This window comes from Candidatus Pantoea floridensis, from assembly GCF_900215435.1.
Lineage (GTDB): Bacteria > Pseudomonadota > Gammaproteobacteria > Enterobacterales > Enterobacteriaceae > Pantoea > Pantoea floridensis.
In genome coordinates this window covers 58,622-79,162 of the sequence record NZ_OCMY01000004.1, presented here as the reverse complement: position 1 = coordinate 79,162, position 20,541 = coordinate 58,622, and the positions used below count along the sequence as shown (strand labels likewise).

Annotated in this window: 21 protein-coding genes; all 21 read left to right on the top strand. The window is 63.2% G+C overall.

Translation table 11 applies throughout. The features are described 5' to 3' along the window. Window positions 1–4 precede the first annotated feature (4 nt). The 21 genes from CRO19_RS25455 (at window position 5) to trbC (ending at window position 20,488) form a co-directional block, all read left to right on the top strand. Window positions 5–1,009 carry a DotH/IcmK family type IV secretion protein gene (locus CRO19_RS25455; RefSeq protein ID WP_097098609.1) on the top strand — a complete coding sequence of 335 codons (1,005 nt, stop codon included), beginning with the start codon at window positions 5–7 and terminating at the stop codon, window positions 1,007–1,009. A 2-nt stretch (window positions 1,010–1,011) separates the two neighbouring features. Beyond that, window positions 1,012–2,319: a conjugal transfer protein TraO gene (gene traO, locus CRO19_RS25450; protein ID WP_097098608.1), complete on the top strand. Its 1,308-nt coding sequence runs from the start codon at window positions 1,012–1,014 to the stop codon at window positions 2,317–2,319. Next, window positions 2,312–3,085: a conjugal transfer protein TraP gene (gene traP / locus CRO19_RS25445; protein WP_097098607.1), complete on the top strand. Its 774-nt coding sequence runs from the start codon at window positions 2,312–2,314 to the stop codon at window positions 3,083–3,085. Before traO ends, traP begins: the two co-directional genes overlap by 8 nt. Before the next feature lie 8 nt (window positions 3,086–3,093). After that, a complete protein-coding gene (gene traQ / locus CRO19_RS25440) occupies window positions 3,094–3,633 on the top strand; it encodes a conjugal transfer protein TraQ (protein ID WP_097098606.1) in 540 nt (179 codons plus the stop codon). 77 nt (window positions 3,634–3,710) lie between these two features. Beyond that, window positions 3,711–4,097, top strand: a complete 387-nt coding sequence (locus CRO19_RS25435; protein WP_097098605.1) for a DUF6750 family protein — start codon at window positions 3,711–3,713, stop codon at window positions 4,095–4,097. A 64-nt stretch (window positions 4,098–4,161) separates the two neighbouring features. Beyond that, window positions 4,162–4,503 (top strand): hypothetical protein, encoded by a 342-nt coding sequence (locus CRO19_RS25430; RefSeq protein ID WP_097098604.1) that lies wholly within the window; start codon window positions 4,162–4,164, stop codon window positions 4,501–4,503. 37 nt (window positions 4,504–4,540) lie between these two features. Beyond that, window positions 4,541–5,122, top strand: a complete 582-nt coding sequence (locus tag CRO19_RS25425; RefSeq protein WP_097098603.1) for a hypothetical protein — start codon at window positions 4,541–4,543, stop codon at window positions 5,120–5,122. A 57-nt stretch (window positions 5,123–5,179) separates the two neighbouring features. Then, window positions 5,180–5,812, top strand: coding sequence for a conjugal transfer protein (locus tag CRO19_RS25420; protein ID WP_320204578.1), 633 nt, complete (start codon window positions 5,180–5,182; stop codon window positions 5,810–5,812). Beyond that, window positions 5,784–8,834, top strand: a complete 3,051-nt coding sequence (locus tag CRO19_RS25415; RefSeq protein ID WP_097098602.1) for an ATP-binding protein — start codon at window positions 5,784–5,786, stop codon at window positions 8,832–8,834. The genes CRO19_RS25420 and CRO19_RS25415 overlap by 29 nt, the downstream gene beginning before the upstream one ends. 18 nt (window positions 8,835–8,852) lie before the next feature. Continuing rightward, window positions 8,853–10,076: a conjugal transfer protein TraW gene (gene traW / locus CRO19_RS25410; RefSeq protein WP_097098601.1), complete on the top strand. Its 1,224-nt coding sequence runs from the start codon at window positions 8,853–8,855 to the stop codon at window positions 10,074–10,076. Window positions 10,077–10,094: 18 nt separating this feature from the next. Beyond that, a complete protein-coding gene (locus tag CRO19_RS25405) occupies window positions 10,095–10,856 on the top strand; it encodes a prepilin peptidase-dependent protein (protein WP_097098600.1) in 762 nt (253 codons plus the stop codon). After that, window positions 10,853–11,425 (top strand): conjugal transfer protein TraX, encoded by a 573-nt coding sequence (gene traX, locus CRO19_RS25400; protein ID WP_097098599.1) that lies wholly within the window; start codon window positions 10,853–10,855, stop codon window positions 11,423–11,425. Before CRO19_RS25405 ends, traX begins: the two co-directional genes overlap by 4 nt. Window positions 11,426–11,437: 12 nt before the next feature. Beyond that, entirely contained in the window at window positions 11,438–11,851 is a 414-nt protein-coding gene (locus CRO19_RS25395; RefSeq protein WP_320204577.1) for a hypothetical protein, read from the top strand. A 20-nt stretch (window positions 11,852–11,871) separates the two neighbouring features. Then, entirely contained in the window at window positions 11,872–12,288 is a 417-nt protein-coding gene (locus CRO19_RS25390) for a hypothetical protein (RefSeq protein WP_097098598.1), read from the top strand. Between the two features lie 88 nt (window positions 12,289–12,376). Beyond that, window positions 12,377–12,580 carry an Hha/YmoA family nucleoid-associated regulatory protein gene (locus CRO19_RS25385; protein ID WP_097098597.1) on the top strand — a complete coding sequence of 68 codons (204 nt, stop codon included), beginning with the start codon at window positions 12,377–12,379 and terminating at the stop codon, window positions 12,578–12,580. A 75-nt stretch (window positions 12,581–12,655) separates the two neighbouring features. After that, complete coding sequence (locus tag CRO19_RS25380; protein WP_097098596.1) at window positions 12,656–12,949, top strand: hypothetical protein; 294 nt, start codon at window positions 12,656–12,658, stop codon at window positions 12,947–12,949. 72 nt (window positions 12,950–13,021) lie between these two features. After that, window positions 13,022–15,157 (top strand): DotA/TraY family protein, encoded by a 2,136-nt coding sequence (locus tag CRO19_RS25375; RefSeq protein ID WP_097098595.1) that lies wholly within the window; start codon window positions 13,022–13,024, stop codon window positions 15,155–15,157. Between the two features lie 66 nt (window positions 15,158–15,223). Beyond that, on the top strand, window positions 15,224–15,895 hold the full coding sequence (excA, locus tag CRO19_RS25370; protein ID WP_097098594.1) for a plasmid IncI1-type surface exclusion protein ExcA: 672 nt from the start codon (window positions 15,224–15,226) through the stop codon (window positions 15,893–15,895). Window positions 15,896–15,996: 101 nt separating this feature from the next. After that, complete coding sequence (locus CRO19_RS25365; protein WP_097098593.1) at window positions 15,997–17,211, top strand: secretion/conjugation apparatus DotM-related subunit; 1,215 nt, start codon at window positions 15,997–15,999, stop codon at window positions 17,209–17,211. A gap of 45 nt (window positions 17,212–17,256) precedes the next feature. Beyond that, window positions 17,257–18,312 carry a thioredoxin fold domain-containing protein gene (locus tag CRO19_RS25360; protein WP_320204576.1) on the top strand — a complete coding sequence of 352 codons (1,056 nt, stop codon included), beginning with the start codon at window positions 17,257–17,259 and terminating at the stop codon, window positions 18,310–18,312. Beyond that, on the top strand, window positions 18,299–20,488 hold the full coding sequence (gene trbC, locus CRO19_RS25355; RefSeq protein ID WP_097098591.1) for an F-type conjugative transfer protein TrbC: 2,190 nt from the start codon (window positions 18,299–18,301) through the stop codon (window positions 20,486–20,488). The genes CRO19_RS25360 and trbC overlap by 14 nt, the downstream gene beginning before the upstream one ends. The last annotated feature ends 53 nt before the right edge of the window (window positions 20,489–20,541 follow it).

Here is a 20,541-nt window from a genome sequence, read left to right as displayed (position 1 = left end):
TCCTATGAGCAACTTTCGCACGCTGGCCCTGTGGCTGGCGCTTTGCGGCAGCGCGGGTGCCGCCACGTCAGCGGGGACCTCCCCGGCGGCCGGTACCGACGGCGGGTGGCGCTCCACCGCGTCCGCCAGTGGCGGTGCAGCCACCGGTCAGGCCGCATCTGCTCAGGCAGCGGGCACGCCTGCCGCTGCAGGTCCGCTGCCCGGACAGGCGCTGCCGCCGCCGTCATCGGTGTCTTACGATCAGGCGCAGGCGACCATCGCCCCGCTGACGCCGGAGGAAATCCGTCAGCTGCGCGCGCAGCAGACCGAGCAGAACCGGGCGCTGGCCACGCCGGGCATCACGGCGGTGCCGCGCATCACCGCGCAGACCGTGAGCCTGCAGCCGGGCGCGAGCCTGCCGCTGGTGCGCACCGCGGTGAACTGGCCCGCCACGGTGAGCTTTATCGACAGCACCGGCGCCCCCTGGAAAATTCTCGGGGACCCGGTGAGCGGCTCGCCGGACATCGACGTGAAGTGGATACCGGGCATGTCCTTTATGGTCATCACCGCAAAGCGCGACTTCGTGAACACGCTCATTACCGTGGGGCTGGAAGGCCTGCCGGTGCCGCTGCAGATAAGCGTGATGAGCGGCGAGGCCGACACCGCGAAGAAGACCTGGACGGTGGACGCGCGTCTTGACCTGCGCATACCCCGCCGCGGTCCGGGGGCGGCGCCCGACGCGCCGGGCCCCTCTCGCATCGGCCTGCACGACGACGTGCTGCAGGCGTTTCTGGACGGCGTTCCGCCATCGGGTGCGAAGCGCCTGAAGACAACCGGCAGCGTGCCGGATACGGCGGTATGGCAGCAGGGCGACGACCTCTACATCCGCTCGCGCGCGGACATCCGCGACGAGTTTGACACCACGCTCTCTTCCGCCGACGGCACGCACCTGTGGAAGCTGCCGCTGACGCCGCGCGTGGCCTTCTCAGTTGACGGGCGTACCGAAGCCCTCAGCATTGCCCTGGAGTAATCATGAGCGATCAACAGAACACCGGCGGCAACAACATCCGCCTGATGATGGGCCTGGTTTTTGGCGCTGTCGTGGGGGTGGTGGGCGGCGGCTACGCGCTGTGGAGCTGGCTTGCGACGCCGCCGCCCGCCGTCTCCCGCGTGGACCTGACCCGCGTCACGGGCACCACCCAGACCCGCGCGCAGGAGCAGCCGGCCTACCGCGAGCTGCTGCGCGAAAACAACGCCCGCGGGGCGCAGACGGCGGCGGCCTCGAACCAGAGCTTTATCGCCAGCATTCCGTTGCAGCAGGACGTGACGACGCCTGCTGAGCCGCCAAAGGCGGCACCGGTGACGGTGGCGCAAACGCTCCCCCGCCCGCAGAGCAGCGGGCGCACGCCGGAGCAGGAAAAGGCCCTGGCGGAGGCGCGGCAAAAGTCACTGGCTGCTTTGCTGACAAAGATGCAGGCGGAGACCAAAGCGGGTGAGCTGCCCCCGGCGCAGGTGCTGGGCGGTAAGGATGGGGGATGGACGGACTGGCGCGACTCGCTGCCCGGCAGCTATGTGCAACAGGCCGCCGCGCGCAGCCGTCAGAACGCGGCAAACACACCGCCGGCTTCTGTCGTTGTCGCGCCTTACTGGCGCGGTCCGGGTGAGATTTACACCGGAATAAATTCCGATAACGGCACCACGCCGGTGCTGGGGCGCATCACAACGGGCCAGTACGCGGGCGCGGTGCTGAAGGCCCCCGAAGGGGCGAAGCTGTCCGGGGACGGCGTCATCATTCACTTCACCACAATGGCGCTAAACGGACAGGACTATAAGGTGGACGCCTACGCGTTGCAGGACGATACGCTCGTGGCCAACATCGCCTCTGACGTTGACCATCATTATTTCCGCCGCGTCGTGCTGCCCTCAATCTTCGGAGGAACCGGCGAAGCGGGGCAGCTTTACGCGCAGTCCAACACGCAGCTGCTGAGCAACGGCTTTAACGCCGTCACTGCCCGTCCCGGGCTGCCCGATCCTACTGCTGTAGGAGGCGTAATTCTCGGCGGCATGGCTCAGCGTGCGGGACAGGTGCTGACCAGTGACGCCTCCCGCCTGCCGGACCGCACCGTCACCGTAAAAAACGGCGAGGTCGTTGCCATCCAGTTTATGCGCGGGGTGTACAGCACCGATGCCGAGTCGACTCAGGGCGCGACGGGAACAACGGGCAGCGTGCCATTACCCGCTTCCCTGAGCAGCAACCCGACCCCGACCGCTGCGGAACTGCGCGCGGAAACACAGACGCGCATCCGCGCGGCCGAACAAAGAGGAATCCCCCGTGAATGAATTCGATCCGCAGCCAGCGGTGAGCGCGCCCGATAACGCGCCGGTGCCCGCGCCGCCGGTACAGAAAAAAGAAAGCCTGCTGACGCGCAAGCTCTGGCTCGGGCAGTCGCTGCCGTGGCTGGCCGGTGGGGCGATCGTCCTCCTCGCCGCCAGCTGGTTTCTGCTCGTGCCGTCCTCCTCCGCGCCGGACGCCGGACAGCTTGCCTTCGGGCAGGACCCGGGCTTTGGCAGCGTGCAACCCGCGCCAGCGCCAGCGGCCTCCCCGGTCACGCCGGCTCCTGCGCCCGCCCCGCCGCAGACAGGCGGACTCAGCGTGCCGGCCGGCGCCCTGAACGATCCCGCAGCCGGGGGCAGCGTGCCGGATGACGTGGTGAAGCTTATCCACGAGGGCCGCGAGTTTGAAGCGGCTAACCGTGAGGCAATCACCCGCCTGTCGGACACGGTGCGCGCCCAGAGCAGGGCGCTGACCACGCTTCAGCAGCGGCTTGAAGGGGTGGAAAAAGAAAATGCGCGGCTGGGCAACCTGGTCACGGTGCTGGCCGTGAGGCCGGACGCGGCGCCGGGTCATGCCGCGGCAGGCCAGAAGCGCACGCGCTCCGCGCTGTCCGGGATGCGGCTGGAAAGCCTGCAGAACGGCATGGCGTGGATCAGCTGGCAGGGCCGGACGTGGGCGGTGCAGGCGGGCGACAGCCTCGGCGGCGTCACGGTGCGTGAGGTGAATACGGACGACCGCAGCATCACGACCAGCGCCGGCGTGCTGCGCTAGGAGGCGTCATGGGAGGATCGCTCGACGGCATCACCATGCTGTCAAATCTGGCCTCGGGGCTGCTGAGCGCGGGCATTAACCTCGCGCTCACGCTCGGCATTCTTTTTGGCGTGGTGGGCTCCAGCGGCTTTCTCGCCCGCCAGTCCTGGCTTGCCCGCAAGGCACCCGGGCAGGCGGCGAGCGGCGGCGCTGTCATTGCCTGGGTGCTGCTGTGCTGTGGGCTGGCGGGACTCGACCAGCTTATCGGCGCGGGCGCGCGTCAGATGGGCTGGCAGGTCTCGTTTGACGCCATCAGCTACGTTGACCAGGGCACGTTCGGTCAGGGGGCGGTGGCGGCCAACGCCCTGCTGACCCTGCTGCGCATGATTGGCGTCTGGTTCGCGCTCTCCGGCGTGCTGCTGTGGCGCCGGTCAAAAAAAGACGGCCACACCGGCCTGACCGCCGGGAACGACGTGAACACTGGCACCGCGAAATTTATCATTGGCGTGATGTTTATCTGTAATCCCTACCTGCTTGACGCCATTCAGAAAACGCTCGGACTGCACTGACGCAGACGGCGGAAATTCCGTCCTCACGGACGATTTAACCGGCCATCCGGCCACACTCATTCTTTAAGGAAAACACCATGATGACTCGCCTTTACTGCGCGCTGTACGCGCGCGCCCTGATGCTGTCGGAAGCTCTGCGCCGCCGGATGCTGCGCGTACTCTCCGCCTGGCTTGCGTTCATTTCACCGATGGCCATGGCCGACGGGGACATCGCTGATATTTTGAACCGCTTTGCCGAAGGTTCCAGGTCCGGCACGACCAGCGTGCTGGTAATGGTGCAACTGGCTGGGGTGTGCGGCGTTATCGGCAGCGTTTTTGCGGCCAAGGGGATGAAGAACAACCCGCAGATCAAACTCTGGATGGTCGCTCTGGGGCTGGTCACCAGCCTGCTGCTGCTGGGCATACCAGAGTTGATCAAGCGCGGCCAGACGCAGATGGGCATGACGCCGGTCAGCGTGGGTTAAGTCCGGATGCCGCCCCGCAGCGGGCGGCTATGTTCTCTTTTTTTTTATTTCCCTGAGTCTTTTCATGAAACAAATTTTCCGCACAGCGTTCGACGCGCTGGCGCTTTCTGCCGGCCTGTCCGGCGCCGTTTTTGCTGCCCAGCCGGTCAGTGACGTCATGGTCAGCCAGAAGCCGGACCAGATGAACGCTTCCGTGCAGCTCATCAACAGCAGCATGCAGCAGATGCTCATTGCGCTGAACCAGAGCGCGCAGAACGGCACCTGCTGGCTGGACGGTAAAGCCTTCAGCCAGGGCGCCGTCGCCACGGTGGCGGGGCATGCATCCGCCTGCGGCTTGCAGCACAAAACCGGCTGGCCACAGTGGCGCCCGGTTACAGAACATAATCCGGAGTTGTTCGGCGAATAACCTTCGACCGAGCGTTCTTTTCCACAGGAGGCTGACAATGAAGCTCTACCATATTGATAAAGCAAGAGACTATCGCAGGATTATGCTGGACGTGCTTGAGGTCTGCCCCCGCCCTTTCAGATACAAAATCATGCAGCATATGGCGGACATACGGGACGAGGGTGATTTTATTGCGGATACCTTCGCGGATCATCTGCATAGCGATCACTTGCAGTTCTTTTACCGCCTGAGGAGCAGCCGTTTATTCAGGCATGTCACGCCTCATCAGGTTGCTCTGCTGCGGAGCATCGTGGACAGGCTTGAAGAAGCCTATCGCTATGACACAGGACAGGCATTCAGGTTTGAGACTGCTGAGGAAAGGCAGGTAAGCAGAAAAGAATGGCAGGTAATCATTAGAAAATGTCGCGAAGTAAACCGACGCCGGAGTGAGTGGGAGCAGAAACATCCCCACCTGTCAACTCTTTCGTACTTTCTACAGTCTACGCCCTTTAAATTTTTTTTATTCGCCATTTTAGTCTGCTTGTTCACCATTTTTGTCTGCGTGCCGTTCGCTCTGGCCGTGACGAATTTTGTGTCAGGCAGCTGGCACCTGGATCTCTCTTTCCTGCGCTTAAGGTAATGCAGCGGCACGCTTCCGTTTGCCCCTGACTCAATTCCCCTCCCGACAGGACCCATTATGAATGCTTACAACGCCCCGGCTGCCGTGGCGGATTCGCTCATGCCGCTCATGCCGCTCATGCCGGACGTCAGCGGCGAAGACACGCCCCCGCGACCCGTTTCTGTTGAACCCGGCCCGGCCTGCCGCTGCTGCGGCACGCGGGCACAGCGACTCTGGCAGGGGCCGGACGCACAGCCGCTCTGCACGCTGTGCTGGCTGACCTTCAACCTCGACAGCCCCACCGCCGCGCACGGGCATTTCGCCTGGCTGCCGGACGCGCCGGCGGCGGACATCATCAACCTGCAGCGCCGGGCCCTTATCGGGCTGCGCAGCGACAGCAAAGCGGTGCGCAAAACGTCCCGCCGCCTCTGGAACTGGCTCGCCCGCCACGCGCGCGAGGTGGAGGGCATGTGGGGCACCTCCCGCACCAGTGAGTTTGCGGCGGCTTTTCGTCAGCTGCCGCCGGCGAAACGCGCGGTGCTGCAGCAGCAGCTGGAAGGCTGCGTGCTTATTCTGCCTCACGACGTGTTCAGTGACCTGACCCTGCTGCTGCCGCTGGGGCGCACCGCTGCAAGCGCCGTGCACACCCCGGCCTGGAATACCTATACCCGGAGCGACCTGTATGCCAAACCGCCTCATCCGCTGGACTGAAGAGATTATCACCGCCGCGACGCGCTTTGCCGTGTCGCGCGACCTGCCCGACTACTGCGACCTGCACACCGTTGTGCGCCTCAGCGACGACGATCGCATCCGCCATCCGGAGCTGAAGGCCCCCTATATCGGTGTCACTCAGAACGGCGACTTTGTGACGGTGTATGAAGTGGCCGGCAGCTACCGCGAGCCTGACGAAGATCTGCCGGCCACGTACGACGACGCCTGGCAGGGCCGGCTTGACCGCATGACCGAGTCGCTGACCGCGCATTACCGCTTTGCCGGTCACAAACTCAGTACCGTGCACGAATGCGATCCGGACGGGGGAGAGGCTGAAATCAGACGGCTGCTCAAACCGCAGTATCAGTCGCTGAAGCGCACCGGCCTGAAGCTGGATTATCTGCTGGACGAGCAGGTAACGAAGCTGTCGCCGTGGGTGAACGCCGAGCGCACCTGGCTTGTGTGCTACACCGGCCGCGGGGTGCTCGCCGGGCACGAACTGCGTGATGAAAACGCGCGTATCAGCGAGCTGGTCAAGGGCAGCCCGACGGCCGTGTTTGGCCAGAACCCGCTGCTGACCGAGCTGCCCGGCCTGAAAATTCGCCATGACGCCTTTCTTTCTCAGGTGGAGCGCGCGCTCGGCGACAGCGGCAAGGGCGTGCTGATGCGCCGCATTGACGTCCACGAGGCGGGCCGCGTGCTGCGCAGGCAGGTCGACCCGGGCACCGGCGAGCACTGGCAGCCGCTGCTGCCGGACGATCGCATCGTGGCCCGTGGCGTGCGGCAGGGCGACGACACCACGCCGTTTCTGGCGCCCTGGCTGAACTTTCAGGTGATGGGGACGAACGTCCAGGAAATCCAAAACAACCTGCTGAAAATCAGCGGCGTATGGCACGGCACGATCGCCGTGAACCTCGGCCCGCAGAACCCGCAGAGCTTTGCGAAGCTGCGCGAGCTTATTCCCCGCAGCGTGCCGTTCCGCATCCGTCAGGACCTGATGCCCGGCGGCATGCGCCGCCTCAGCGGAAAGCACGGCGTGCTGAGCTTCAGCGAGTGGGTGCCCGGTCTGAGACCCATCTTTCAGTCGATTTCGATGCTGGCCGCGCGCGAGATGCACGAGCCGGTGTGCGTGATGACCATCACCGCGGCCACCTGGGGAGACTCGCCCGCGACGGTGACGCGCAACCTGACGCTGCTGCAGCAGGCGCTGACCTCATGGGGCATCTGCGGCGTCACCCAGACCTTCGGCGACCCGGTGAAGGCGTGGGTGGCCACGCTCACCGGGTCATCGGCGGCAAGCGGGCCGTGCCTGATGTATCCGCCGTTGTCGGAGGCGCTGAACCTGCTGCCGCTCTCGCGGCCCACGACGGCGTGGAACGAAGAGGGCGATGCTCTGTTTGTGGGGCCGGACGGCAAGCTGATGCCGGTGGCGCTGGCGGCCTCCAACCAGACCAAGAAAACGTCCATCGTCGCCGGCGAATCCGGGGGCGGTAAATCGGTGTTTATCAACCGTCAGCCCATCATTCTGGCCATGTCCGCCCAGCGGCAGCTGCCCTTCTTTGCGGGGATTGAGAAAGGCTTCAGCGCAACGGGCATGACATCGATACTGCGGGCGGGCCTGCCGCCCGAGCGTCAGGACGAGGTGCTGAGCATCATCCTGCGCAACGACGTTAAATACTGCCGCAACCTGTTCGATATCCAGCTGGGGATGCGGGCACCGCTCAGCTACGAAGCGGAATTTATGGAAAATGCGCTGGCAGCCCTGTGTATCGACCCCGGGACCGGCGAACCGCCTAACGGGCGCGACACCCCCGCGATTCTGCGCCGGCTTGTCAGCGATTCGTTTAAGGCTGCACGCGAGGATCCGCGCCGCTATGAGCCCGGGCTGGTGCCGCCGGTCGACGCCGCGCTGGATGACGCCGGCATCTGGGAGAAGCATCCGGGATACCGCGACAACGCCACCTGGTATGAGGTGTGCGACCTGCTGCAGGACGCCGGCAAAACCGACGCCGCGCAGCTGGCGCAGTTTCAGGCCGTGCCGGAGCTTGCCGACATGTCGCCGCGCCTGCTCAGCGAGGATTACAGGAGCATGTACGGCACCATCCAGCGCGACGGCAGCAGTGAGGCCCTGATTGGATATATCGCCCGCTGCCTGAGCGACGCCTGCGGCCAGTACCGCATGTTTGCCGGGCGCACGCGCTTCATGATCAGCCCGAAGGCGCGCGTGATTACGGTCGACATTCAGTACGTGGCCGGGGACAAGTCAAAGGCGGGCTACCTGCAGACCGGGATGATGTACCTGTTCGCCGGGCACATCGCGGGCGGTGACTTCGTGCTGCCGCAGTATCAGGATGAGCTCTTTCCCGCGCTGCACGAACGCTGGCACGCCCTGCATCGCGCCCGCGTGCAGCAGCTGGACGAAGAGGTCAAAACCAAACAGTACGACGAGCTGCACAACGCGAAGGGCGTCCCCTTTATCTTCCCGATGCTGGAGACCGCTGACCGCGAGCAGCGTAAGTTCGGCGTGCGTACCGTGCTGGCTTCGCAGTATTTCCGCGACATGCCCGAGGCGCTGCGCCAGTCGGCTAACTCCGTCTATATGGTGGGCGTGGATCCGGAAGACCGCCGGCTTCTTAAAGAGCGATTTAAGGTGCCGGACGTCACGCTGGACCGCTTTGAGCGCATGGGCAGCGGGCCGTCGGCGGACGGCAGCGGCGTGCCGTTCCTCGGCATTTTCCGTATCAAAGGGGGCAGCACCATCGCCCACATCATGAAGAACACGGTGGGACCGGAGGAGCTGTGGGGCCACAGCACCACGCCGGTGGACATGTCGCTGCGCCGCACGCTGGAAAAAGACGTCGGCGCCGCGACCACCCGCCGCATTCTCGGCCGCTTCTTCCCGAACGGCTCTGCCGAAAAAGTCATCGAGCACCGCCGGCGCAACGCCGGTGAGGAGCGCGGCGACAGCGTCATCCGCCAGCTTGCCACCGAGCTTATCGATAAACAGGGCTACGACCTCTGACCCTTCAGGAGTGCTGATATGCAACCATCCACACAGTGGCGTCCCGCGGGGCGCCGGCTGCTTGCCGCCTGCGTGCTGGCGGCGCTTTCCCCCGGTGCCCTGGCCTATCCGACCGAGGAAATGAGCAGCGTTCCCATTCAGACGCAGGTGATGCCCGCGCTGCAGACCATGCAGGCCACGCTGGCTGAAATTCTGGCGGCCGAGCAGGAAACCGGCACGGCGGTGGTGCAGTCCTCGGACAAAACCACCACGGCCATCACCGAAGCGGCGCGCACCCAGCGTGAAGCGGATAACTTCAACCGTCAGGCGGACCGGCTGGAGAAGGCGCGCGCGGCCTACACCGTGCCGGACAGCATCTGCAGCGAGTCGGCCTCCGGTACGGCCTCACAGGTGAGTCAGGCGACCCGGGCATCGGCGTCGAAGCTTGCCGGCGGTAGCGGCGTATCGAGCGCGGCCGTGCGTGAAACGCTGGCCAGCCTCCCGGTCTCACCCCGACAGGGTGGCTACCGCAGCGCGCTGATTCACGCGGCCTACTGCACGGCGGAGGAGGCGGAACTCTACGGCGGCACCGGACTGTGCCCGTCCGTCTCTCAGCTTCCGGGCGGCGACACCGAAGCGCGTTCGCTTTACGACGGGGCGGGCCCGGCGGGTAAAGACCCCGAGCTCACCTTTACCCAGGCGCAGACTGATGCGGCGATGGCTTACGTGAAAAATTCGGCGAAGCTCGACGCCGGGCGCACGCCGGGCAAGGGTGAAATCCAGACCGCCACCGGGCAGGAGTATCAGGGCCTGCTCACGCAGTACAAGGCCATGCAGAGCGCGGCGATGCAGCCGCAGCTGGACATGGTCGCGGCGAGCCAGCCGCAGGACGCCACGCAGGCGGCGCTCACCGAGGCGCGGCAGGCACCGTCGGCGGAAAGCTACTTCCAGCAGACCGCGTCGGCGCAGGCAAAGCAGACCGGCACCATGAGCGAGCGCGAGTTTGAGGCGTTCGAGGTCGGGCGGCGCTACGCCAACACCGCGTGGGTCACCGACCTGCAGGGCATGGACGGCGACAACCTGGCACGTGAAATGGCGCGCCAGCAGAGTCTGGCCAACTGGCTGGCGCTCGGCATCAAAAACGAGCTGCGTCAGGCCAACATCATCAGCGGCCAGCAGCTGGCGCTGGCGGCAAAAAATGAATACGCCCCGCAGCTGCAGGCACTGTCCTCGCAGATGAGCGCCGGCGTGAGCGCAAAGTAATCCCTTACGGAGCATTCCATGACGACAAGCGGTACCTTCGCGCCGGCCGCCGGCGCGCTTTCTTCCCTGCTGGACGCGGCCGCCGGCCCGATTCTGGTGCTGGACCCCTGCGGTGCGCTGTGGGAGGGCTTCTGGCAGGCGCCCCGCTGGAAAACGCTGTGGCAGGCGTGGCGCCTGGCCCCGGGACAGACGCAGGAGGGGGACGTCTGGGACGTGCTGGGCGCGCTGCGCCACGTCCGCGCGACGGACGGCTGCGAGGCACTTGCCGCCGCGCTCTTTCCGGCAGATGCGCACAGCGACCTGACGCGCAACCTCATGACGTGCGTACTGGCGTTCGCCGACGATACGGGCCACTTCATCGGGCGGTCATCCGGGCTCGGCGCGCTGGCCGGTCAGCTGTGGGCCGATGACCTGTGGACCGCCATTGCCCGCTGGAGTCGTCAGTATCCGCATCACCCGTCGCTGCAGGCGGCGCGGGCGCTGCTGACACGTGAAGGGGCCGGTGAGTCTGTTCTCGCCATCAGTCACCGCATGGCCATCTTCCATCACCCGCACGTGGCGGAGACGTTCACGGGCGCGCCGGGGTTCAGCCTCAGCGCGCTGCGCCAGCGTCCGGGACAGGTCATTTTCCTGACGCCTGACATCCGCTGCATGGAAAGTGAGGAGCTGACGTCGGTGTACGGCTTCCTCTTTAATGCGCTGCAGGCGATGGCAGCGCTTCACCACGTGGCGTTTTCACTCGCTGAGCCCGCCCTGACCGCAGAAGGAGATCCCCTGTGAAAAAGTCTGATTCAGCCGCTCCGCAAGGCAGCACAAAAAAGGCCCGCATCACGCCGAAGCGCGTGGGCTGGATAGCGCTAAACGTTGTCCTGCCGGCGTGGGAGATCTCCAGTGTGACCCGTCACGCAGGGCGCAACGTCTCGCGCCTGTGGCAGCGCATCCGCGACGTCACGGCCGGGCGCGGCGCCGGTGACTACCGCCCTGCGGACTGGTCGCAGGCGGTGGCGGACAGTGGCATGGCGCCTGCGCGGCTGGCGCGTAACTTTCGCGTCAGCCGCTGGATCTGGTGGGGACTGATGTGGCTCACCGGCCTGCCCGCCGCCGGTTTTCTGCTGATGCTGACGGCCGCCGGCAGCAGCGTGAGCGGTACCGGCTGGCTGCGCGTGGGCTGCGTGGTGCTGGTCCTGCTGCTGCTCGCCGCTACCGGCTTTGTGCAGGCGCTGAAGGCGAGCTATCGCCTGTGGCAGCTGACAGAGAAGCGGGTGTCGGCGTCAGAGGCGGGGAGTTTTCAGGCGTACCTGCAGGAGACGCGCTGGTGCCGTCAGGTGCTGAGCGGCGGGCTATTGTGAGGATAAGGGCATATGCGAAATAACAAACGTGAAGAAATCATGATCCGCCTGATCACACTGCTGGACGATGCAGAGCTGGGTGAACGGGGTGATACCATTTTACACCTGCTGCACAGCGCGCGGCAGGCCAGCCGGGCGCGTGACTTTATGGCCGGACAGCACTGCCTTGATGCCCTGAGTCAGCTGCGTAAAGCCCGTCACAGCCTGCGGGTGGCTGGCGCGTCAGAGCAGGTTCTGACCCCGCTGGAGTACGCCGTCGAGCTGCTCCTGCCGGTGTGTGAGGACGCTCTGTCGGATCAGCGTGCACTTACCTTTGCACACTCGCAGGTGTGGCGTGTTCTGGTGCTCCTGTTCCTGCTGCCTGCCGGACTGGCGCTGACCGTAACGGCAGTGGTCTGGAGCACTCGCCAACTGCTGCAACTCTGAACGTACCGGGAGGAACTGAAATGTATATCCGGCTGGATGTGTTTGCCGGCCTGCTGAACGTCAGGCCGGGTAAATTGCTTCACGCCGCGCGGACGAACGGGGTGCTGGACGGCATGACGCTGCCCGCCCGCCGACAGGTGCGCGGAGCGGCGCTGATGTTCGATCAGGCAGAGGCCACGGCGTTTGCAGAGAAGTGGCACGCGCGGGAACCGGAAGCGGGACCTGCGGCATCCGGCGCCCCGCTGATGACGCTCAATGCCGTTGCCCGGGAGGCGGATATTCCGCCGCTAGTGCTGTGGCAGGCGGCGAATCGCGGAAAGCGCCTGCGCGGCGTGGCGCTGCCCGTGGCCGCAAGAGAGGGCGGGCAGCTGCTGTTTGAGCCGGCGGCGGTGGCGAAATTTGTGACTGAATATCGCCTTCTCCAGCACAAAAAGTAATTTAAATTCAGCCTATTCGCGGTGATGCGCACATCCCTTTTGCGTCAATATGCCGTTTCCGCATTGATACCCCACCCATGAGAAAAAAATGACCCGAACCGAATGGCTGATGAAGTTCCGTCGGTGCCAGACCCTGGACACGCTTGAAAAGGTTTATGAGCACCTGAGCTACACCGGAGATGCTCAGGAAGCATTTGTGATGACTCAGGCCTATGACCACCGTAAGGCGGAATTAGCCGCCGGCAAACTGTTTGATCGCGTGCCCATGCACGTCTGGCAGTACGTGAAGTAAATCCTTCTGACACCGCCTTTCTCCGGGCGGCGTCCGCCCGCCGGTTAAACACCGGCGCACTCAGAGACCCTTATCATGTTGAACAAAACACTGAGCGTCATCGCCCGGGTGGGCATGGTCGTATTCTTCATTTATGCATTGTGGCCACACATCATTACCCTCCACGACCACGCACAGTCGGGGAACATGACACCGGTGGAGTGGATGGTGATGATTGGTTCTGTGCTCTTCGCCGCCGACTTTGCGCTGGCGCTGGTTTTCATAGCGATGCTCGTTGCGTTCAGCGTGTTTTCCGCTGGCGTCCGTGTGCTGAAACATCATCTCACCCTCATCCTGCGCGACGCGGCCTCGCTGCCGTGCGGTCGCTGATAACGCCTTAACACCGCCGCACTGCGGCCTTCACTTATTCCATCCGGTCAGCTCCTGACCCGCAGGTAATCCATGAAGCTACTGACAAAAATTCAGGCGGCGGCTCTGCTGTGCGCCGCGTCCTGCCCGGCGCTCGCCGACGGCGTGGACTATCAGACCATCAGCGACGCCGCCAGTAAAACCGGAGACCTTTCCCGGCAGGCGCTGGTGATGATTTTCGGCGACGTGGTGATTTCGCCATTTCAGCCCGGGCAGGCCACGCTCATCGGCTCGCTGTTCGCGCTGCTGAACGGCGTGCTGTGTACGGTGGCGCTGGTGTGGTTCCTTATCGTGACGCTGAAAACACTGTTCAAGGGCGGGCAGGACGGTAAGGTCTTCAGCGCCGGACGCTCGATGCTGCACCCCGTGATGAGTTTTGCCGGCTTTATTACGCTGATCCCCACCGCGTCCGGATGGTCGCTGTCGCAGCTGGTGATGCTGTGGGCGGCCTCCACCATGGGCATCGGCAGCGCCAACCTGCTGACCGACAAGGCCGCCGACATGATAAGCAGCGGGATGTCGCTGGTCGTGCAGCCCACTGCGCCCTCCACGCGATCGGCGGCGCGCGCGGTGTTTGAAATGAACCTGTGCAAGTACGCCACCAACCGCGAGCTGTCCTCGCTGTATCAGGACGGGCAGGCGCGCACGGCGCTGATGGAAACGAAGGGCGGCAACGGCGACTACACCACCGGCAACGGCAGCGCGCTGTGCGGCAGCGCCCGTATCCCCGAACCGTCATCGGGGATGCTCGACAGCCTTTTCGGCTCAGCCGTGAACACGGCGAGCGTGACCACGGCGCAGCGGGGCGCCCTGGATACGATGCAGTCCACGCTCGATGCCGCCGCGCAGGCCTATGTCGATGCGTACCTAAGCAAGCGTGACCAGGACACAGGCACGCTGAGCGACCCGGAGACCACGATTCAGAATGCGGCCGCGGCCTATGAAACCACGGTCAACAACGCGCTGAACCAGCTCAACTATCAGGATTCGCTGCAGAGCCAGCTGATCTCGCAGCTCAAAACCTACGGCTGGATTTCGCTGGGTGCCTGGTATAACACCTTTGCGACGGCCAACAGCAAGACAAGCGAGGTGGCCAACGCGGCCCCGGTAACGTCAGGCGCAAGTCTCCACGGCGAAACGGGCACCGGCGATCTGTATCATCAGGTGCTTGCAGCGTACCGGTCTCAGGTACAGAACAGCACTTACACCGCGCCGCTGGGGACGCAAACAGCTAAGGATGATGGTGCGGCAGCAAATGCAACAGATCCAGATGCAGTATTCACCGGTATATTCAAATCGCCGATGCAGCAATTGACCAATTTTATTGCTACCAGAGAATTTGGCACTGACGCGGATTTCTCACATCAGGTTAATCCGCTTATTAAGATGCAGACCATCGGTGACTACACTTTGCTTGGAGCCGAAAGTGCGTTAACTATTTACAATCTCGCGTATGCAACTGCTTCTGCGGCAGATAACTCAGTTTTGGGTAAGATTAGCGGGCTTATTTTTGTTAATTCCGGAGCGGTAGTTAAAGACGCCCTTACGGCACTCTCGCCGCCTTTTTATTTTGTTTTATTACTCCTGTTTGCCTTGGGATTTTCACTGGCCGTGTTTCTGCCTGCGGTGCCGTTTCTGTACTGGATGGTCGGGGTATTCAACTGGATTGTCAGCGTCATGGTGGGTTGTGCCGCGGGCCCGATGTGGTCTGCGACGCACCTGGGGGCTGAAGAAGATAAGGGCAGCAGAAGTGCATACGGCTATATCTTCCTTATCGATATGATGCTGCGCCCGTCACTGATGGTGCTGGGATTCTTTTTTGCCTCCGTGGCAGTGATGGCAGGGGGCACACTGCTGAATCTGATGTTTGGTACGGCTATTGCTAACGCTAACGCAGACTCAATTATTGGCCTGTTCAAACTTGTAGGATGGCTGTGCATATACGCCCGCATCGCGACGTTTGGTGTCACGCGGGTATTCGGGCTGCAGGCCACGCTGGCAGACTATGTGATCACCTTCCTGGGTGGTGCAGGTATGGCCGGCATCATGGGCGGACTGGTCGATGACGTCAAAGGGATGTTTGCTGCTGCAGGCGGTGGTGCGCGTAGAGCGCCAGGGTTGCAGAAAGTGCAGAATAGCGGATCAAATAAAGAGGACGGAATCAAGTAATTATACCTGGTATTATGCACAGGTATGGGTATAATTTAATCAGAGGATTAGCGGCAGGAGGATGCCATGAAAACCGTACAACGTCATGATAACTGGCTGGATTATATTTGGGCTTTAACTCGTACCCTCTATTATTTTTTGGTACTTCCCAGCCTCGGATTCATTGCCCTTGCGAGTATTATTATTTATTCAAGTAAAGGTCCCACCGAGCCAGGTGCAGGCATGGGCTTTTTCTTTACGTTAGTTTGGTGTGGGATCTTACTTCCTTTAGGCTACCGTCGTTTCAGTATTACGCGTCGTCGTCGCCAGCTCAAAAAGATGGTCGCTTTGCTGACCAGCGATGAACGCTTCAGCCCGCAGAAGCAGCATCAGGTGCTTGATGTGGGGCGCGGCAAGTATCTGGGTATCGATACAAAACACGGCACCATCCTTTATATTCATATGGTCAAAAAGGGCATCGTGGACGTGATGGGGCTCACCATGGATGACTGGACGGACAGCGAACTGGAAGGCGGCACGCTGCGCGTGAAGACGAAGAGTCCTGACCTGCCAGAGTTGAGCATTAATGTACATCCGATTGCTGGCAGGGAATTGCTGAATACGCTGGGTGCGATGAGCCATAACAGTTATTCAGAGCCGTACCCGAAGGAGCCATGGCCGTTACACGTTGGTATCCAGAGCCGCTTTGTGGAATATGAGCACAACGTGGTGGTACCGCAGGCCGCCAACTTAGCCTGACACTGACATCCTGACGCTTTTCCTCTGACACCGGCCACGCGCCGGTGTTTTCTTATCTGCAGTCTGACGGGCTTCCCGTCTCCGTTTCCGGACACTCTCACATGTACTCCCAACATCCGAACGCCGCCGGCAGTAACGAGCCGGCCATGGTGCTGATTACCCTTTGCCTCACGGCACTGCTGTGCTGGCTCTATTTTGCCGACTTCGTGCGCTGGAGCTGCTGGCTACTTTACTGGCTGTGGCGTATGGCGGACTTTCCGCACATCCATCGCTACGCCGCCGAACGCATCAACCTGCTGGCTGCCACCGGCAACGGCGCCGAGGCGGTCAGCCTCAGCGAATGGCAGAGCGTGCTCAACGCCACGGCCGGCATCCTGTTCGTGCCGATGGTGCCGCTGATAGCCGTGACCGGCTGGGCGCTGGCGCGTCACCCCGCGCTGGGCTTTCGCAGCCGTCGCGCGATCGACATCCACTCACTGCCCCGCGTAATGGCCACCTTTGCGCCTTCCGTTATTCCCGTGCTGGCCGGGCATCGCGGCGACGGGCTGATGAACGACACCACCGCAGAAAATGCCTGGGCGCTCAAGCCGGAGGAGTTTGCGGAGCAGCACGGCCTGATTAAGCGCCGGATGCTTGACCGCGACGCCGCACGCGCTGTTTTTGACGCTCAGACTGGTCCGGTCATGACGTCACCGGACCAGTGGCAACTGCATGAGCGCGCGCTGCTGGCCGTGTTCGGGCTGCAGGTGTTTGCGGATGACCGGACGGCGGCAACCACCCTGCTGGACGACCTGAACCGGTCCTGCATGACCCGCCGGCTATTCCGGGCGCCGGAGTTCCGCAGCGTCCCTAACTGGAAGGTCTCCGAGGCGCAGGTCGGCAGGGTGCTCGCCTGCCCGGGCGTGAGCGAGTGGCTGAAGGGGCACGGCACGGTGCGCTCCGCGCTGGCGGGACTCTATGGTCGCGACCTCAGGCTGCCGCCGGCGCGCTTTCGCTGGCTGAAGGGCTGTGACCGCACGCTGTGGTACGGCCTGCACAGCGCCGATACCGCCAAGGTGTTTGTCGAGGGCGCGGGCATCGTGGCGCAGGCTCGCGCGGAGCAGATGGCCAGAAAGTTAAGCCTGCCCCGTCCGCCGCTGATGACGGATGAGGCGATTACGGGGCTCCAGTACGAGCTTGAATCGCTCGGCCTCGTGTATCCGCGCGATGCCCGGACCAGGCGTGCAAAACCTCAGCGCGAGGTGCCATTCCCGGACGCTCTGTATCTGCCCGACACGGGCGAAACCGAATTTACCGATGGCGCCGGTGTGCGCTGAGAAAAGGATATGACCATGAATTTTTCACGCAGAGAAGGCCCGTTCGTGGCCAAAATTAACGGCAACCTGCTGAGTGTCCATCGCTGTCAGACTGAAGAAAAATGGGGTGCGGAGTCAGGAACGCTGACAGGGAATGGTATCAGTACGTTGTTCTTTTGTTCTCTCCGTCAGATGCCGTGGTTTGTGGTGCATAGTGACGGGCTCTACGCTCAGAACGCACATGACGCGCTGACACCTCTTTACAGGGGGGAGGACGCAGCGCAGCTGCTTAGCTGCATTACTGGCCTAGTGACCACTGCAGCAGGAAAACGCCGTATCTGGCATGCGTTCGGTGGATGCTCTCTGGCAGTCGCGCTGGGGCTGCTGACGTGGTTTGCGCATGTGCCGCAGCCGGCCAGGATGGCGGAAGGGGCAGATTTACTCTCTACAGTGGGCGTTTCACCAGTATCCAATGCCCCGGCCATGACCTCATCATTTAAAAATGGCGGGCGCACTGACACTCCGGTACTGCCACAGCAACTGCAGCAGCGGCCTGCACCCCCAGCCCCTCCTGCCGACGGGTGGGACATGCCGCAGAGCGTGCGCGCAGAGCTGCCGGGCAATCTCAGAAAAGCGGCGGCCCGTGGACTGTTCACCGTGGCGCTTTCAAGTGGCCACGCGCGCACGATTTACGTATTCGCCGATCCGGCGTGCCCGAACTGCCAGCGCATGGAGCGACATTTTGAAACCGCAGCGGGCGTCGTCAACGTGGTGGTTTTCCCGGTCACCATTGAGGGCCGCGAGGCGTCGCTTAAAACGCTGACGCCAGTGATGGCGCTACCGAAGGCTGATCGTCCTGCGGCCTGGAAGCAGCTTTTCGCTGCCGATGCCGGCATCGGTGTGCCGGGCGCAACGCAGGCCGCGCCGGTGGTGACGGATGAGAAGAAGGCTGAAACGGCGCGCGCGGCGATTGGCGTCAACGAGGTTGCCTTCCGGGCCTACCGCCTGCCGGGCACGCCGTGGACGATTTCTGATGACGGGCGCTATGTACCGCAGAGCGTGCTGAGCTCGCCGGCGGCGCTGATAGCGTTTCTGAACGGAGGGGAGCATGTCGGACAATAATTCCACGCTGGATAACGCGCGCGTTAACCGGCACGTCGGCCGCTCCTGGCTGACAGATATGCTCAGCGAGGGCGGCTCGCTGTTCTGGGCCATGCCGGCGGCGGTGGTCGCGGGGCTCATCTGGCCCGCCACGCTGCTGCTGAGCCTGCCGGTGCTGCTGTTCTGGTCGATGGTCGTGGCGCCGGCCGGCCGCTGGAAGATGCCGATGCGCATGCCAACAGACATGAACCGCGACGACCCCTCCACCGAACGGCAGGTGCCGGCCAGGGTGCTGGGCTTTCTGCCGGTGGCCAGCATCCGCATTCACACCGGCCGCGCTGCCGGTATCCTGTACGCCGGCTACCTGCGCGGCAAAGACGCGGGGCGGGAGCTGTGGCTGTCGATGGACGACCTCACCCGGCACGTGCTGATGTTCGGCACCACCGGCGCCGGTAAAACGGAGACGCTGATGGGCTGGGTGTTCAACGCGCTGTGCTGGGGTAAGGGGCTTATCATCTCTGACCACAAGGCGCAGAACGACGTAGCGCTATCCGTAATGTCCATGGCGCGCCGATTCGGCCGCGAAGACGACCTGCGCGTGATGAATTTCATCACCGGGGGCACCTCGCGGGCGCAGCAGCTGCTGGACAACGCCAAAGGCCGGCCGCAGACCAATACCACCTCCGTGTTCGGGCTGGCGCAGGAAACCTACACAGTTAACCTGATGGACTCCATGCTGCCCAAAACCGGCAGCAGCGGCGGTGAGTGGCAGGAAAAGGCCAAGGCCATGAACCAGGCGCTGATTTTTGCACTGGTCTACAAGTGCCGGCGCGAGGGCACGACGCTGTCCCAGCGGACCATTCAGCAGCACCTGCCGCTGCGCAAAATCGCCGGCCTGTACATCCAGGCGGTGGAGGAGCAGTGGCATGAGGAAATCCGCCACGTGCTGCAGAACTACCTCGATACGCTCTCCGGCTTCGACATCGACAAGGTGGCCACGCCGTCGGAGTGGGATCCGGAGGCGAACCGTCAGCACGGCTACCTGATGCAGCAGTTCACCCGCATGCTGAGCCTGTTCAGTGACACCTACGGTCACGTGTTTGCACGCGACGCCGGCGACATCGACCTGCGCGACGTGGTGCACAACGACCGCATCCTGATCGTGCTGGTGCCGGCGCTGGAGCTTTCCTCCAGCGAGAGCTCCACGCTCGGCCGGCTTTATCAGTCGCAGCTGGCCATGATTTTAAGCCAGGACCTCGGCGAGAAGATTGAAGGGCGCCCGCAGGAAAACATGAAGGTGCGCCGGTACAGGGACCGCTTCCCTTTCCTGTGGATCATTGACGAGGTCGGCGCCGGTTACAGCGAGAAGCTCGGCGAGCTGGCCACGCAGATCCGCTCGCTGGGCTACTGCCTGCTGCTGGCCGGCCAGGAGGTGCAGCGCCTGAAGACGGCGGCGGGCGACGCGGTGTGGACGCTGATTGCCAACATGGGCACGCGCATCACCGGCAGTATCCGCGACCCCAAAGACACGCTGGAAATCCTGCAGCTGATGGCGGGCACCGAGTACCGCGCGCACATGGGCAGCATGGTGCAGCAGGGCGGTATTCTCGGCGGCTGGAACGATGACACCCGGCTGCAGGTGAGTGAGAAGAAAAAGGTCGACGTCGATGAAATTAAGGCGCTGCAGGAGGGCGAGAGCATCACGCTGTTCCGGGGGGAGGTCATTCGCGGCAGCTCGCTTTACATAAAAGATGCCGACAAGTTTTCGCAGGACGCGGTGCGGATAAACCGCTTTGTTGAGGTGAGCCCGCCATCCGAGCAGCAGCTGCTGGCTACCATGCCGTTTCGCGAGCGTCGCAGCTATGTGCGCGCTGATCGCGTGCAGCACATCTTACGCGTGCTCGATGCGGCACCGGGTCCGCAGGATACCCGCCGCTTGGTGATGACCGACCCGGCGCTGGCCACCGTCTGTGAGTTTGACCTTGAGTGTAAGTATAGCTGGAAGCGATCGCCGGCGGCCGCGGTTCGGGCGGCGGTTCTCTGGAACATGGTGCTGGCCAGCCTGCCGGCGCAGGGGCGGGGGTATAAGGTCCGGCTTCGTGAACCGCGACTGATGGGGGTGGCGCGCGAGGCGATTGAAAAAGCCGAGCAGAACTACGTGCCTCTGGCGCATGAAAATGTAAGGGAGTTTAGATAACCAGTTGTTACATATGATGATTGGTAGCAAATGGTTAAAGCTTTAGAGGCTGA